The following is a 14808-nucleotide window of genomic DNA, read 5'->3' on the forward strand; positions in this document are numbered from 1 at the left end:
CATTTTAAGACATTGGTAACAATCATTATCATACAATCTTTTCAACGATCGGCTTTATAGTTGGATTGATATTTTTAGTTTTTCACCAAACAAGATAAAATCCATTTATGATGTAGCAAAACGATTAGGACTTGCTAGTATTGATACGACTCAAAGCCATGTGCAAAGATTGCGTAAAACGAAATGAAATAATAACGTTTTTTAACGCTTTCTCGGGTTCCCAATAAGTCCATCGAAACAAAGAAAAACCCTTGCGCGGCAAGGGTTTTCGACTTCTTTAAGCTTTATTCATTTAAAGCTATCTCATGCTTATGACGCGCTCGGAGGGATTCGAACCCCCGACAGACGTGGTACCGGAAACCACCGCTCTATCCAACTGAGCTACGAGCGCACGTTTTTTCAATCAGATACCTTTATATTATAATAAAGACACGCGCAGAAAGCAACACTTTTTCAATAATAGTAAACTTTACGGCGCTTATGCTGCAGTGATGTATGTATAGTAACGGGATTATGCAGCGTCCCCATGCAGCATAATCCCGCCCCGCATAACGGCTTGGTTTTCAAAAGGTTCACACGCCTGATGCGATCAGTCATTTCAGCTGCTCAGTACTTTTCCAGTCACTTCAGAAAAAGCACGTTTCAGCTTTTTTTCCAAATGTCTTTTAACGTCCAATAGGTGAATTCCTCAACCTTTACAGCGCCTTTCTCAGAAAATAGCTCAAGCCCCAATCTGCCCTCTTTCGGATAGATACGGCTTGTCATCGTTGCTTCTCCATGATTGGCGAATACTTCAATCGAAGATCTGTCAATAAATATCCGCAGCGCCAGCTTGCCGCTTGCATCCAGCCGCACTCTTCTCACACCGTCTTTTACTTTCCCCATTTTGGTGCAATCAAGTGTCAATTTTTTATCCGTTAGATTGTACTTAAGTACAAGTTCTTCTTCACCAAGGCCGCGAATCTTAAAACCTGCCGTTTCGGCATCACAATCGTTGATATCAAACACGACTCGGGCTTCAAGCAGGTCTTCGGACGTCTTTGCCACGTAACTCCCTGATACCTGCCGGCCGGCACATTCCCGGTATTCCTTTGTTCGCAGCTGTTTGGTTTCTTCCGCGGGATTCATCAAAAGTTTATGATCGTCACGCAATGTCAGTTCTCGCGGCAGCGTCAATGCACCGCACCATCCGTCCGCTTTTGTCGGCATCTCGGATTCCCACATATCCATCCAGCCGATAGCAATTCTGCGTCCCTTATCATCCAGTAATGTTTGCACGGCGTAAAAGTCATGGCCGTAATCCAGCTCTGTAAAAGCGCCATGTGCAAATGTATTTGTTTCATCATTATAGTCACCGATTAAATAACCGGTTTGATGTAAATTGTTATATGAATCGCCGTTCGCTTCAATACCCTGTGGCGAAATCAGCAGGACATGTTTGCCGCCTAATTCAAAGAAATCCGGACATTCCCACATATAGCCGAGATGACCGTCGCTTTGGGCGAGAACACCTGCGTATTCCCAATCACGCAAATCAGATGAACGGTATAAAACGACCCGTCCGACGTTTTCTTTTGTGGAGTTGCCGATGACCATATACCAATCATCGCGATGCTTCCATACTTTCGGATCGCGGAAATGACGGGCGCTGTCTTCCGGCGGTGCCGCAATAACCGGGTTTTCCTGAAGCTTTTCAAACACAACCCCATCTTGGCTGACCGCAATATTTTGAGTTTGATAGAAAAGGTCTTTCTCTTGATCAATCATATTATGACCTGTATAGATTAAAGTAAGGCGTCCGTTATCATCGGCCGCGCTTCCCGAAAAACAGCCGCTTTGATCAAATGCATCACCCGGAGCCAAGGCAACCGGCAGGTGCTCCCAATGAATGAGATCTTTACTCTTTACATGTCCCCAATGCATCGGCCCCCAATGCTCATCATACGGATGATGCTGAAAAAAGACGTGGTATTCTCCTTTAAACTGAATAAGCCCGTTCGGATCATTGATCCAATTCGCCCGGGGCATAATATGGTACCCCAATCGATATCTTTGTTTCACTTTACCCTCGGCTTCCTTCAAAGCTTCTTCCGCCTGCTGAATTCTATCCATTTGTAACATCCTCTCTATCCGATTTTTTGCAGATGCTGGACACGCCTGCTGTTTTGTTTCGGGCCCAATAAAGTAAATATGGAGATGACGGTAAAAACAAAGACGACCATTCCCATGATGAGATAGGTTTGCCGGAACCCCGCACTGTCATATAATCCTCCCGCCAGCGGCGACAGAATCGACGCGCCTGCCTGAGATGCAAATTGAAAACCGACGAGATAAAGGACGGACGAAAGACGCGTATCGAAATTGGCCGCCAAATATTTAAAAACGGCGATCAGCATAATCGGCAGTTCCAGTGCGTGGATGAGTTTCATTGATGAAATTCCTACAGGCTCAACTGCAATTCCGGACCCGACGATGCGGAAAGCCATTAAAAACCCCGCTAAAATCAAACTCTTTTTCGCTCCGAACTTATTGACGATAAAAGGCGCAAGAAACATCATGCCGGCCTCTAAAAATACCTGGACTGAATTAAGATAGCCGAATACTTGGTTGCCTATCGACACTGAAGGAAACAAAGACGCATAGTAGATCGGGAACTGCTGATCATATACGCCGTAAATGCAGGTCACGCCGATAATGTACATCATAAAAAACCAAAAATCCTTTAATAAAAAGAGCCGCCCCACATCTTTTAACCGGACCGAATCCGCTCTGTTTTTCTCGTGGTCGGTCATTTCGATTTTTACAGACATGATAATAACCGTTAAAATGACGGCTGAAACAGACGCGATCCAGAAGTTGATATTGGGGTTGATATTGAAAAGCTGTCCTGCAAAAAATGCAGCCGCCGCCCAGCCCAGTGAGCCCCACATTCTTGATTTTCCATATTCGAAATGATATTTTCGGCTGACCTTTTCAATGTACGTTTCAATCGCGCCTATCCCCGCCAAAAAGCCGGCTCCCAAATACAGGCCTCCGACAATGGCGCCAAGAAAGACATTGTACTGTAAAAGCGGTCCATAGATGAAAATATAAAACGGACCTGTAAATAAGAGAAGAAAGCTGATCATAAATAAGATCTTTTTCTTCAGCCCCAATCTGTCAGAAATAAAACCGTAAAGAGGCTGCATGCACAAGGCGAATACGGCGTTTACAGAAAAAATAATGCCTGTCGCTGACCCGTTTAAATTGATTTCCTGCCCCAGCCAAATCGCAAATAAAGAATAGCTGGAAGACCAAGTAAAAAAGAAAAAGAAAAAATAAGCACTCAGTTTCCAATACAGACTTTTTGCGTTTTTCATTTTCACCGCTCCTTTAATAGGACCTTTTCATCCACGTTCCCGAACCGCTGAGCCACGTCATTCCCTCTCGCTATAAAGTAAGCGCTTTCTTTTTTAGCGCTGTCCGGTAATTCACTTTAGCTGCATTACGCGAACAGCCGCCGTCACTTCCCTTCACCCTCTTTGTAAAGCGCTTTCAAAAAGAATTGTATGTCAACCGGTTTCATATGTCAATCGGTTGACATAAAATTTCTGATTATTCAAATCAAACAAAACGCACCCCTAGCAGAAATATGGAATTTCCTTGCGCATGTCAGCCCGATTCTCTAAAATAAGTGCGTGACGAGAATTGTAAGCCATTTCAGTAAAGCAGGAGGGCAAGGGAATGAAGCCTAACATTCACGATGTTGCAAAAATAGCGGGAGTTTCCTCTACAACCGTTTCGCGGGTATTAAATAACCGCGGCTATATCAGCGAAAAAACAAAAGAAAAAGTGTACAAGGCAATGGAAGAAATCAATTACTTTCCAAACGATCTCGCCCGCTCTTTATTCCGTAAAAGAACCAATTTAATAGGGCTTATCATCCCGAACTCCGGCAACCCGTTTTTCGGCGAACTCGCTTTTCATATTGAAAGCATTTGTACGTCCATGGGCTACAAACTGCTGCTTTGCAACAGTTTACATCGAAAGGATAAAGAAGAAAAATATGTGGAGATGCTGATAAGAAACCAAGTGGACGGCGTGATCGCCGTGACTTACAACCGGGGAATTCTCAATTATCATAAGCAAAATCTGCCGATTGTCGCCATTGATCATTTCTTATCGGATTCAATTCCCGTCGTCGGCTCAGACAACTATGACGGCGGAAAAAAAGCGGCGGAACTGCTGATCGAAAAAGGGTGCCGGCACATCGTCCATATCAACGGCCCGCTTGAACTCGAAACACCGGCAAACCTCAGAAGAAAAGCATACGAAGATGTCATGCGTAAACACGGAAGGCAGCCCATTACATATGAAGTACCCTTTTATCAACATGACCGTGACATCATTTCATCGTTATTCGATGAACAGCCTGACACCGACGGCATTTTTGCCAGTGATGATCTGATGGCGGCAGCAGTCATGACCGAGGCCAAAAAACGGGGAAAAGACATCCCGACTCAATTAAAAGTGATCGGTTATGACGGCACCGAAACCATTCAATCGATTCTTCCGGAATTGACAACCATCCAGCAGCCGATCGAATTGATTTCCAAAACAGCCATCGAGATTTTAGTAAAAGAAATTGAAGGCGAATTTGATGATTTGCCGCTGGAAACGTATTTGCCGGTGAGGTTTCTGGAAGGTCAGACAACTTAATCAGCCGTACGGCACGCCAGCGTTCTATTTCGGCTGCTCAGGCCATATCATTTTCTCAAGCGCCGGCGTTGTTAATACCCATTTCCACTTTGCTGTTTGAACTTTTTGTTTTATGGGAAAAATGGTGTTAGAAGAAAAGGTTCGCATTTTGGTCAGCGTTTTGTTTGACCTTTATTGACCAAAAATGTATCATGTAAATACATACTTACCTAAAAGGTGAAGGAGGAGCATTATGAATTTAATACCTACAGTCATTGAACAAACGAACCGCGGAGAAAGAGCTTATGACATTTACTCCCGTCTTTTGAAGGACCGTATTATCATGCTTGGATCTGCGATTGATGACAACGTTGCGAACTCCATCGTGTCACAGCTTTTATTCCTTGAAGCGGAAGACCCTGAAAAAGATATTTCCATTTACATTAACAGCCCTGGCGGATCAATCACTGCCGGTATGGCAATCTACGATACAATGCAGTTCATTAAACCGAAAGTATCTACAATCTGCATCGGGATGGCCGCTTCTATGGGAGCATTTTTACTTGCAGCCGGTGAAAAAGGCAAACGTTACGCGCTTCCTAACAGTGAAGTCATGATTCACCAGCCGCTTGGCGGAGCGCAAGGACAGGCGACAGAAATTGAAATCGCGGCAAAACGCATTCTCTTGCTTCGCGATAAATTAAACAAAGTGCTTGCTGAACGTACCGGCCAGCCGCTTGAAGTGATCGAGCGCGATACAGACCGCGACAACTTCAAATCAGCTGATGAAGCTTTAGAATACGGCTTAATCGATAAAGTGCTGACACGCAATACGGAAGACCAGAAGTAATATCCTGCCTGCAAGAGAGTCTCAAACTCTTGCAGGTTTTTTTATGCTTTATCTTCATTCAAAAAAGTAATGAATGCTTTGACGACAGACAATTCTAACGCTGAAGAATCATACATAAGCCACGTATCACGTATCACAGGCTCGTTATTTTTATAAGACAGCGCCAATGTGTATAATTCATCAGAAGGCTGAAGACAGATTTCCGGCACAACAGAATAACCGAGACCGTTTTTCACCATCTCTTTACAGGTTTCCTGTCTGTCTACCTCCATTGCAATGAAAGGCGGTTCAGTAAATTGATTATTCCACCATTTTTGAATCAGACTTTTCAAAGAGGCATCAGTTTGATAATAAATCATCGGCAATGTGGGCAGGTCCTCACTGTTGATTTCAGTTTTTGAAATAAGGTACAGCCTCTCTTCATTTAACAGTTGTTTTTCCCCTTGCCAATCATAATTTCCCCTCATAATCCCAAGGTGTACCCCCGAATGATGAAGCAGATCCATCACCTTCGCACTCCATCCCGTATTGACGTGGAATTGAACAGACGGATACTGATCAGAAAACCGTTTTAGAATCGCCGGGAGCTTATACTGAGCAAAATTGCTTGAGACTCCTAATCTGAGAACCCCGCTGACTTCACGACTCATATTGAGCATATCATCCTTCATTTTTCTGAATTCCTGCAGCATCTCTTTCGAATATTCAACCAGATATTCACCTTCTGAAGTGAATTCCATCCCTTTTTTTCTTTTATAAAAAAGGCGCACTCCGAATTGCGATTCCAGGTTTTTGAGCCGATAACTTAATGCCGGCTGTGTCATATATAACCGCTCCGCCGCCTTCGTCATATTTTTTTCCTCGAATAATGTAATGAGTACAGCCCAATCCTTTTCATCCATATAAAATCCCCCAAAATATTTTTCTGCTATAAAATTTTCTCCTATTATAAAAGTTTTTTATTCAACTTTATAAAAATTATATGTTTTACTTATAATCCTTATTTATCATACGATATTTTCCAAAGGGACCGGTACCTTTTTATCCACACAAAATGATGTAAGGATGAGACAGCATGGAAAAAGTTCCTGTAACCGTCATGAGAGGCGGCACCAGCAAAGGCGTTTTTATTCTTCAAAAAGACATGCCAGACGATACAAACCTATGGAGCGATTTTCTTTTAGACATCATGGGAAGTCCTGACGAGAGACAAATTGACGGCCTCGGCGGCGGCCATTCTCTCACAAGCAAGGCAGCCATTATTAAGAAATCTGCCAGAAAGGACGCAGATGTTGAGTATACATTTGCGCAGGTCAGTCTCACTGACAAATTTACCGACTTCAAAGGCAATTGCGGAAATATTTCTTCTGCCGTAGGCCCTTATGCTATTGAGAAGGGGCTCGTTCAAGCTGAAGAGCCGGTGACAACAGTCAGAATTTTAAACACGAACACTCAAAAAGTGATCGCAGCAGAAGTTGAAGTCAAAAACGGAACATTTCATTATCAGGGAGACTGCTCGATTCCGGGGGTTCCAGGTACAGCTTCTCCTATTTATCTTTCATTTCACCAGGCTGAAGGGGCGGTGACCGGAAAACTGTTTCCGACCGGTCAGCCTATTGATGTTCTCGATACACCGTATGGGAATATCTCCGTATCGATTATTGATTACGCCAATCCGCTTGTCTTTGTAAAAGCAGAGGACGCGGGGCTTACCGGCATAGAACTTCCGGACGAATATACTCCGGATATATTGGAAAAGCTCGAAATAATCCGATCAATTGCAGCCGAGAAATGCAGATTCGCTCCGAGACATGAGGCTTCGGCAAAATCACCGGCCGTACCAAAACTGACTTTAATCTCATCTCCAGCGGATTATATTGATACAAAAGGGATAAAGAGACACGCTCATGAGATGGACCTTGTCATTCGTATGATGTCCATGCAAAAACCGCATCAAGCTTTAGCCATTACAGGGGCGGTATGCACGACCGCCGGCATGTTATTGCAGGATACAATATTATCTGAATTTTCATTCTCCGGAAAAACGATCCGATTAGGGCATCCAAGCGGCATTTTAAAAACCGAAGCAGATGCTGATCCAGACGGAACAACGATTAAAGTAGTACGCACAGCAAGAAAAATCTCTGAAGGCTATGTGTTTACTAAACAAAGTTACAACATGAATACGCTGAATCACATTGGTTAATACAAGCCCCCAGACAAGTCAAAGATAAACGGAGGAATACGAGATGATCAATGTAAACGTGTCTAATCGACTGAACAGACTGCCTTTTTCAAGGGCTCATCAAGCGGTGCTCGTTATCCTTTCATTCGCTTACTTTTTTGATTTTATTGATTTAAATACGTTTTCATATGCGGCGCCTTCACTTTTAAAGGAATGGAACATATCCACTCATACCATCGCTTTTATTACGTCTGTCTCCTATTTCGGAATGTTTATCGGCGCCTCTGCCGGAGGATGGTTTTCAGACCGTTTCGGAAGGAAAAAAGGTTTAATTCTGGTTGTCACCTTTTTCTCTTTCTTCTCCCTCCTCTCTTCTCTGTCTTGGAATCCAGAAATACTCGGTGTTTTTAGATTTCTTACGAGTTTGGGTATCGGCGCCACGACGATTGTGGCCAGTACGTATATCAGCGAATTTTTCCCATCAGCAGCCAAGGGGAAATACCAGGCAATCTGTATTACGATAGGCATATGCGGAATTCCTGCAGCCGGCTGGGTGGCTAAATTGGTTGTGCCGTCCGCCTCTTACGGCTGGCGGTTTATCTTTCTATTCGGCGCGGTCGGTATTTTTTTTCCGCTGATCGCCAGAAAACTGGAAGAATCACCGAAATGGCTGGATACGAAGGGAAAAAGCGAACAGGCACACCGCATTCTGCTTGAGCTTGAAGCAAAAATAGAAAAAGAAAAGGGTGAACTGCCTGAACCGGCTCCGGCTCTAAAAAGCAGAAAAACCGCTGTAAAATCCGTTCCTTATCGGACGCTATTTCAAAAGCCATTAGCAGGAAGAACTGTTGTTTTAATGACGATGTGGGCAGCTTCCACGATTGCCATTCAAGGCTTTGGCACGTGGGTTCCCACCCTTTTGGTGAAAGAAGGCGTATCAATGGATGAGTCTATCGTATACGTCACTCTGGGAACGATCGGTGCCCCGCTCGGCGCTCTCATTGCGTCGCAAATCTCTGACCGTGTGGATCGTAAGTGGGCCATTTCTGTTTTATCGTTCATTATTATGGCGCTTGGATTCATTTACGGCATCAATCCTTTGCCGATGGTCATTGTCATATGCGGATTTCTCATGCATATGTTTGAGCGTACGTTCAGTTCGATCGCATATGCTTATACGCCGGAATTATATCCGGTTGAAGCCAGGGCGTCTGGAAATGGTCTCACTTACGGTGTGGGACGTCTTGCGAATGTAGCCGGTCCCTTTGTCGTCAGTTTCCTGTATTCAGGCTACGGATTTTTAAGTGTTTTCTTGTTCTTTACAGGCTGCTGGCTCCTTTGTGCACTGACAGTCGGTATTTTTGGAATCGGGTCAAAAAAACAAAAGATGCAGCAGGATGATTTCATATCAGAAGACACATTCGCGCAGCAAAAGTTGTAAACGCATACACCTCAAACCGCAAAACATCCATCTCCTCAGAGGAAATGGATGTTCTTCTTTCAATCTCAACCGCAGTCTCTTTCTCACCTTATTCTCATACATATGTCTTATCTTTAAGAAAGGGCGTGATACGCATGAGATGGAGAAAACGGTTTTTCCCCAGAAAGAAAAGGTATTTTATGGGCGGAGAACTTTCCGATCAGAATGGTTTAGATGCAACCGCCGAACCATCTTCCTACAGAGCAGTTGATGCCGAAACATATTTCAGACCCTCTTGTCTGCCTGTCCTGAACACAGCAATTGAAAGTTCCTTTTTTAATCCTTATATTGATAGGCCTTGGAAAAACATTCATCTGCCCCAATCCCTCACTTTGGCTCCGGAAAAAACGATCTTACATTATTTCAGTATTTTACGTGAAGCCGAAAATCTTACGGACGAAAAAGCCGGGGGGTGCGGTACAGTCGGCCAGGCCCGCATTCCTTTTCCGCTTGCCTATGCCTTTTTCTCTCCGGCCTGCCGTAAGAAACATTCCTACAAAGCTTTTCTTGCCTCATTTGAAGGTATCGGTCAGACCCATTTGATCAAATTGAATCAGCTTGAAGGCTTGCGCTATTTCGTTGAGATCGAAACCATTCAAGGTTCAAATCAAAACGTCACATTTTTCGCTTATTATCACGGTATTGTCCAGTTGGAAAAACACAATGGCCGGTTTCTGATCGGACGAATAACTTGGTATGGTGAAGATTTTTTGTGTGTCGCTTACCATTTGTGGCAGCACAATGCAGAAACCAGCCTTGATATCAAATTTGGCAGCTGGTGCAAGCTTATTAAAAAAAGGTGGCCCGTCCGGCAGAATGGTTATGTCAAAACAATTGATTTTGACGGGACAGACGGCGGTCATTACCGTTTTGTCTATTTTCAGCTCACGAATGGTACAGACGTGTTAGTCAAACAGCTGAGAAAAAACAGCTCCGGACAATGGGAGCTGATTCATCTTGATGCTGACGGCTGCTTATAGAATCTTCCTTACAATTCCCGCCATTTCTTATCTAAAATCGGGTATGTATACCGATTCATCTGCTCAATCAGCTCATCCGGGCGGGAGGAGCTGTGGATCAGCTTCAAATGAGATTCATTCGAAAATCCTTCCTGAATGCTGTACTTGACCATCTTCATCATCGGCTCAAAATACCCGTTCACATTGTAAAGTCCGATTGGTTTTTGATGAATGCCGATTTGCGCCCAGCACAGCACTTCAAATAACTCTTCATATGTTCCGAAACCCCCGGGCATGGCAATGTACCCGTCGGCAAGTTCACTCATTTTCGCTTTCCGTTCATGCATGCCGCTGACTTCAATCAGCTCCGTCAGATTTTGGTGAACAATCTCTCCGCTGAACAGTCCGCTCGGCATGACGCCGACAGCTTTTCCGCCGCCTGCCATTAACGCGTCGGCAACGGTTCCCATCAGACCGACCCGTGAACCGCCGTAAACAAGGGCGATTCCCTGCTCCGCCATATATTCACCGAGTTCGGCCGCTTTGCGTTTGTATTCTTCATTTACCCCCGGATTTGATCCCGCAAATACACAAATCGTTTTCATTTTTTCATCTCCGCATCTATATATGTACATCAATAAATCAAAATACACTATATATTGTCCCATCTCTATATGATAATATCAATAAGAATCATACAGGACATAAGGAGTGTTTCACATGCAGATCGCAGAAACAGAACAATGGCTGAAAGACTTTTACGAAAAACGGGGATGGACGGCGTACGGACCATTTATCAGAATCGGCTTTTTAATGGAAGAAGCGGGTGAGCTCGCCCGGGCGGTAAGGGCATATGAAATCGGCAGGGACCGGCCGGATGAAAAGGACGCGACCCAGTCAGAACGCAGGCAGGAGCTGATTGAAGAAATGGGTGACGTCCTCGGAAACCTCGCCATCCTCGCCGATAAGTACGGAATCACCTTAGAAGATGCGATGAGAGCCCATCAGGAAAAACTGATTAAACGTTTTGAAACCGAATAAAAACACGGCCTGTCCGCTTTTTCATGGACAGGCCGCACCTGAATTTACCCCGTTATCTCGTCCTGATGCTCAAAGAAGTGCTGTTTTCCGATTTTATGAAACAGCCCCGTCTTTCGGATCAGCTCCCTCGGCTGAGACTGCAATCCGACGATCATCAATCTGCCGTTATGGCGTTTGATCCGGTTCATGACATTCCCCAGCACCGCTTCTGCGGAAGTATCCATGTAATGCACATTATTCATCAGCAGAATAAGCGTTTTCGGCTTTTCCTGAAGCCTCTCCAGCAATGATGATTCCAATGAATCAATCGAACCGAAAAACAGCGGCCCTTCAATGGAATATGTGCTGACGGACGAATCGTTTTTAACCGATTTGACGGCGGCATGCGGTGTTTTGACGCTTGTCGATTCGCTCATTTTTCTGATAAAGAAAACAAAGGCGAGCACGAGACCGGCAGACACGCCGATGATTAAATCAAACAGAACCGTCAGTAAAAAGGTTGCCGCCAGTACGAATGAATCAGTGTTTTTCAGCCGCATCATATTGGCGACTTCCCTCCGTTCACTCATGTTCCAAGCCACAACCATCAATACCGGCGCCATGCTTGCCAGCGGTACGTGAACGGCAAGCGGGGCGAAGACGAGCAGGACGAGGAGGACGGTGACTCCGTGGACAACACCGGAAATCGGAGAAACTGCGCCGTTTTTAATATTTGTTGCGGTCCGCGCAATCGCTCCCGTTGCCGGTATGCCGCCGAAAAGCGGCGCGGCCATATTGGCGATGCCCTGCCCGACAAGCTCCCTATTGCTGTCATGCCGTGATCCCTTCATATTATCCGCGACCATCGCCGATAATATGGATTCAAGCCCGCCGAGAAGCGCAATGATCAGAGCCGACGGAAACATCATGATCATGTTATCAATTGAGAAATCCGGAAGCTGAAAAGCCGGAAGCTGCCGCGGAATCTCTCCGTAAGCAGAACCGATTGTCGCCATCTTGTCAGGGAAAAACACGACCGCCGCGGCTGTAGATACAAGCAGCGCCACAAGCGCGCCCGGAATCTTCGGCATCAGTCTCGCTGATAACAGCAAAATGGCCAAAGCAATTCCCGCGATCAAAATGCTGTACAAATTAAAGGTTCCGATCTTTTTGCCGATCTCCGCAATGTTAAGGATAAAGCTTTCATGCTTTTGAATATCGCGCAGACCGAGAAAATGGGCGATCTGCTCTGAGAAAATCAGCACTGCGATTCCGGCCGTAAATCCGACAATCACCGGCTTCGGCACGAATTTCATAATCTTCCCGAGCTTAAATACGCCGAACAGGACGAGCATCACGCCTGCCATGAAACCGGCTACAAGTAAATTCTCAAAACCATACTGCATCACAATGGCAAATAAAATGGGAACAAACGCCCCCGTAGGCCCTCCGATCTGATATTTAGAGCCGCCCAACAGCGAAATCAGAATTCCGGCCACAATAACGGTATAAAGCCCGTATTCCGGACCGACCCCGGAGGCGATGGCAAAGGCCATGCCCAGAGGAATTGCTACAATTCCGACGACAATTCCTGCGACCAAGTCTTTCTGAAATTTCTGCAAATTGTATCCATGATATCTGCCGGAAAATTGCATGGTCAGCTGCATCCCCCTTTGACTGTTTCATAGCCGTCAACAACAACATCCAGCGTCCCCGTCCCCGGATCAATCACCAGCCCGTGCACCGGCACCTCTTCAGGCAGGAGCGGATGGTGCCTGACCATATTCACGCTGTGAGCCACGCTTTCCTCGACGCTGTGAAAACCGGACAGCCATGTCTCCAAATCGACTCCCGCATGCTGCAAAAGGCTGAGGCATTTCTCCTCCACGCCGCGCTCTTTTGCTTTATTTAATATGGAAGCCGCATTCAATCCCGACATCCCGCACTCGCGGTGACCTACGATGCAGACTTCCTCAGCCTGCAGTTCATAAACGGCAACCAAAATACTCCGCATGACACTTCCAAATGGGTGAGAAACAATGGCTCCCGCGTTTTTTATGATTTTGGCATCGCCGTTTCTGAGTCCCATCGCCTGCGGCAGAAGCTCCGTCAGCCTTGTATCCATACAGGATACGATGACAAGCTTTTTTTTAGGGAATTTTGTCGTTTGGTAAGGTTCATATTTCCTTTCTTGGACAAACTGCTGGTTGTGCTCCAAAATGCTTGATAAAGAAACCATTTTTCTAATCATCTCCCATCCGATTGTATTGCAAGCCTTCTTACCCAGCTTACAGTAAGGAATTATAGCACAGAAAAAGGCCTCAAAAGCGCTTTCAAAAAAAGACACGATAATTTAACTGTAAATTCAGATTATATTCATTTATATCTTTCAAAAATAATAAAATTTATCTTTATACAAACCTATAAAGCTTTTGAAAACAACGGTCCCGCGCTTTTTGCCTTCAGAAATATAGGCGGATTCTGTTACGGATTGGAGAAATCACACATGTATATCTCTTCTCCTTTTCATTTTGGGTTCAAAAGAACCAGAAATTCATCGAATGCGTTTGAAAATTTCTCACTTTACCGCTTCTCTTATATAATAAAATAGAGATGAAAGACAAAGGAGGAGAAGCCCCGTTGAAACCATATGTATTCATCGCAAAACCGATACCGCCGGAAGTCGAACAAATGATAGGCGAGCATTGCCGCTATGACATCTGGAAAGAAGATACCATTTCAAAAGAAGAATTGTACGAGAAAATGAAGGATGCTGAAGGGCTGCTGACATCCGGAACGGCGATTGACAGTGATTTGCTGGATCACGCGCCGAAACTGAAAGTCGTCAGCAACAATTCAGTCGGCTACGATAATTTTAATATAGAAGAAATGAAAAGACGCGGAGTCGTCGGCACACATACGCCGTACACCTTGGATGACACGGTCGCTGATCTGGCTTTTTCATTAATCCTGTCTTCCGCCAGACGGGTTGCCGAATTGGATCGATTCGTCCGGGCCGGCAAATGGGGAACTGTTGAGGAAGAATCCCTTTTCGGTATGGATGTGCACCATCAGACATTAGGCATTATCGGCATGGGCAGAATCGGTGAACAAGCAGCCAAACGGGCAAAATTCGGCTTCGATATGGACGTGCTGTACTATAACCGCAGCAGAAAACCGGATGCTGAGAAAGAGCTCGGCGTTACATATGCCGACTTAGATACACTGCTGAAAACGTCAGACTTTGTGCTTTTAATTACGCCTCTTACTGACGAAACGTATCATATGATAGGAGAACGGGAATTTAAAATGATGAAAGATACGGCATTTTTCGTCAATATTTCCCGGGGAAAGACGGTTGATGAAAAAGCGCTCATCCGCGCATTGCAGGAGGGATGGATAAAAGGCGCCGGTTTAGATGTATTTGAAAAAGAGCCGATCGGCGAAGACAATCCGCTCCTCCAGCTGGAAAACGTCACATTGCTTCCGCATATCGGGTCAGCAACAGCGAAAATCCGTTTGAATATGTTCAAGCAAGCCGCCCAAAACATGATTGACGCCGTATACGGAAAAACACCGAAAAACCTCACGAAAGAATTTCAATGAGAGGAAAAATCCCGGTTGGTTCAGCCGGGGT

Annotated in this window: 13 protein-coding genes and 1 tRNA gene; 7 read left to right on the forward strand and 7 right to left on the reverse strand. The window is 45.0% G+C overall.

Going from position 1 to position 14808, the window contains the following annotated elements:
• Positions 1-315: 315 nt before the first annotated feature.
• The 3 genes from ACXN9U_RS16060 to ACXN9U_RS16070 all read right to left on the reverse strand — a co-directional run bounded on the left by ACXN9U_RS16060 (position 316) and on the right by ACXN9U_RS16070 (position 3359).
• Positions 316-391, reverse strand: a tRNA-Arg gene (locus tag ACXN9U_RS16060).
• A gap of 251 nt (positions 392-642) precedes the next feature.
• Entirely contained in the window at positions 643-2112 is a 1470-nt protein-coding gene (locus ACXN9U_RS16065) for a glycoside hydrolase family 32 protein (RefSeq protein ID WP_060964198.1), read from the reverse strand.
• A 14-nt stretch (positions 2113-2126) separates the two neighbouring features.
• Positions 2127-3359 carry an MFS transporter gene (locus ACXN9U_RS16070; RefSeq protein WP_489201908.1) on the reverse strand — a complete coding sequence of 411 codons (1233 nt, stop codon included), beginning with the start codon at positions 3357-3359 and terminating at the stop codon, positions 2127-2129.
• A 364-nt stretch (positions 3360-3723) separates the two neighbouring features.
• Between ACXN9U_RS16070 and ACXN9U_RS16075 the strand changes: the two genes are divergently transcribed.
• Together ACXN9U_RS16075 and clpP are read left to right on the forward strand one after the other, a co-directional pair.
• A complete protein-coding gene (locus ACXN9U_RS16075) occupies positions 3724-4698 on the forward strand; it encodes a LacI family DNA-binding transcriptional regulator (RefSeq protein WP_060964196.1) in 975 nt (324 codons plus the stop codon).
• A gap of 232 nt (positions 4699-4930) precedes the next feature.
• Positions 4931-5527 carry an ATP-dependent Clp endopeptidase proteolytic subunit ClpP gene (gene clpP / locus ACXN9U_RS16080; RefSeq protein WP_003151513.1) on the forward strand — a complete coding sequence of 199 codons (597 nt, stop codon included), beginning with the start codon at positions 4931-4933 and terminating at the stop codon, positions 5525-5527.
• A 41-nt stretch (positions 5528-5568) separates the two neighbouring features.
• On the opposite strand, the gene ACXN9U_RS16085 is transcribed toward clpP, so the two are convergent.
• Entirely contained in the window at positions 5569-6429 is an 861-nt protein-coding gene (locus ACXN9U_RS16085; RefSeq protein WP_060964195.1) for a LysR family transcriptional regulator, read from the reverse strand.
• A gap of 173 nt (positions 6430-6602) precedes the next feature.
• Here ACXN9U_RS16085 and ACXN9U_RS16090 point away from each other — a divergent pair, with 173 nt between their 5' ends.
• The 3 genes from ACXN9U_RS16090 (at position 6603) to ACXN9U_RS16100 (ending at position 10172) form a co-directional block, all read left to right on the forward strand.
• Positions 6603-7733 carry a 2-methylaconitate cis-trans isomerase PrpF family protein gene (locus ACXN9U_RS16090; RefSeq protein ID WP_060964194.1) on the forward strand — a complete coding sequence of 377 codons (1131 nt, stop codon included), beginning with the start codon at positions 6603-6605 and terminating at the stop codon, positions 7731-7733.
• A gap of 43 nt (positions 7734-7776) precedes the next feature.
• Positions 7777-9153, forward strand: coding sequence for an MFS transporter (locus ACXN9U_RS16095; protein ID WP_060964193.1), 1377 nt, complete (start codon positions 7777-7779; stop codon positions 9151-9153).
• A 134-nt stretch (positions 9154-9287) separates the two neighbouring features.
• Positions 9288-10172, forward strand: coding sequence for a hypothetical protein (locus tag ACXN9U_RS16100; protein WP_235588372.1), 885 nt, complete (start codon positions 9288-9290; stop codon positions 10170-10172).
• Between the two features lie 8 nt (positions 10173-10180).
• Here the strand turns inward: ACXN9U_RS16100 and ACXN9U_RS16105 are convergent, their stop codons facing one another.
• Complete coding sequence (locus ACXN9U_RS16105) at positions 10181-10756, reverse strand: TIGR00730 family Rossman fold protein (RefSeq protein WP_047477263.1); 576 nt, start codon at positions 10754-10756, stop codon at positions 10181-10183.
• A gap of 115 nt (positions 10757-10871) precedes the next feature.
• Between ACXN9U_RS16105 and ACXN9U_RS16110 the strand changes: the two genes are divergently transcribed.
• Entirely contained in the window at positions 10872-11192 is a 321-nt protein-coding gene (locus ACXN9U_RS16110) for a MazG nucleotide pyrophosphohydrolase domain-containing protein (RefSeq protein WP_060964191.1), read from the forward strand.
• Positions 11193-11236: 44 nt separating this feature from the next.
• Here the strand turns inward: ACXN9U_RS16110 and ACXN9U_RS16115 are convergent, their stop codons facing one another.
• Complete coding sequence (locus ACXN9U_RS16115) at positions 11237-12826, reverse strand: SulP family inorganic anion transporter (protein WP_049627467.1); 1590 nt, start codon at positions 12824-12826, stop codon at positions 11237-11239.
• Positions 12827-12828: 2 nt separating this feature from the next.
• Complete coding sequence (locus ACXN9U_RS16120) at positions 12829-13419, reverse strand: beta-class carbonic anhydrase (RefSeq protein WP_095241440.1); 591 nt, start codon at positions 13417-13419, stop codon at positions 12829-12831.
• A gap of 365 nt (positions 13420-13784) precedes the next feature.
• Between ACXN9U_RS16120 and ACXN9U_RS16125 the strand changes: the two genes are divergently transcribed.
• Complete coding sequence (locus ACXN9U_RS16125) at positions 13785-14777, forward strand: 2-hydroxyacid dehydrogenase (protein ID WP_095241282.1); 993 nt, start codon at positions 13785-13787, stop codon at positions 14775-14777.
• Positions 14778-14808: the final 31 nt, after the last annotated feature.

The organism is Bacillus sp. BACIII, from assembly GCF_057836745.1.

What these genes read in the sequence shown, in the direction of transcription:
- ACXN9U_RS16065 (WP_060964198.1), bottom strand. Translation starts at nt 2,112, where the DNA reads ATGGATAGAATTCAGCAGGCGGAAGAAGCTTTGAAGGAAGCCGAGGGT.
- ACXN9U_RS16070 (WP_489201908.1), bottom strand. Translation starts at nt 3,359, where the DNA reads ATGAAAAACGCAAAAAGTCTGTATTGGAAACTGAGTGCTTATTTTTTC.
- ACXN9U_RS16075 (WP_060964196.1), top strand. Translation starts at nt 3,724, where the DNA reads ATGAAGCCTAACATTCACGATGTTGCAAAAATAGCGGGAGTTTCCTCT.
- clpP (WP_003151513.1), top strand. Translation starts at nt 4,931, where the DNA reads ATGAATTTAATACCTACAGTCATTGAACAAACGAACCGCGGAGAAAGA.
- ACXN9U_RS16085 (WP_060964195.1), bottom strand. Translation starts at nt 6,429, where the DNA reads ATGGATGAAAAGGATTGGGCTGTACTCATTACATTATTCGAGGAAAAA.
- ACXN9U_RS16090 (WP_060964194.1), top strand. Translation starts at nt 6,603, where the DNA reads ATGGAAAAAGTTCCTGTAACCGTCATGAGAGGCGGCACCAGCAAAGGC.
- ACXN9U_RS16095 (WP_060964193.1), top strand. Translation starts at nt 7,777, where the DNA reads ATGATCAATGTAAACGTGTCTAATCGACTGAACAGACTGCCTTTTTCA.
- ACXN9U_RS16100 (WP_235588372.1), top strand. Translation starts at nt 9,288, where the DNA reads ATGAGATGGAGAAAACGGTTTTTCCCCAGAAAGAAAAGGTATTTTATG.
- ACXN9U_RS16105 (WP_047477263.1), bottom strand. Translation starts at nt 10,756, where the DNA reads ATGAAAACGATTTGTGTATTTGCGGGATCAAATCCGGGGGTAAATGAA.
- ACXN9U_RS16110 (WP_060964191.1), top strand. Translation starts at nt 10,872, where the DNA reads ATGCAGATCGCAGAAACAGAACAATGGCTGAAAGACTTTTACGAAAAA.
- ACXN9U_RS16115 (WP_049627467.1), bottom strand. Translation starts at nt 12,826, where the DNA reads ATGCAATTTTCCGGCAGATATCATGGATACAATTTGCAGAAATTTCAG.
- ACXN9U_RS16125 (WP_095241282.1), top strand. Translation starts at nt 13,785, where the DNA reads ATGAAAGACAAAGGAGGAGAAGCCCCGTTGAAACCATATGTATTCATC.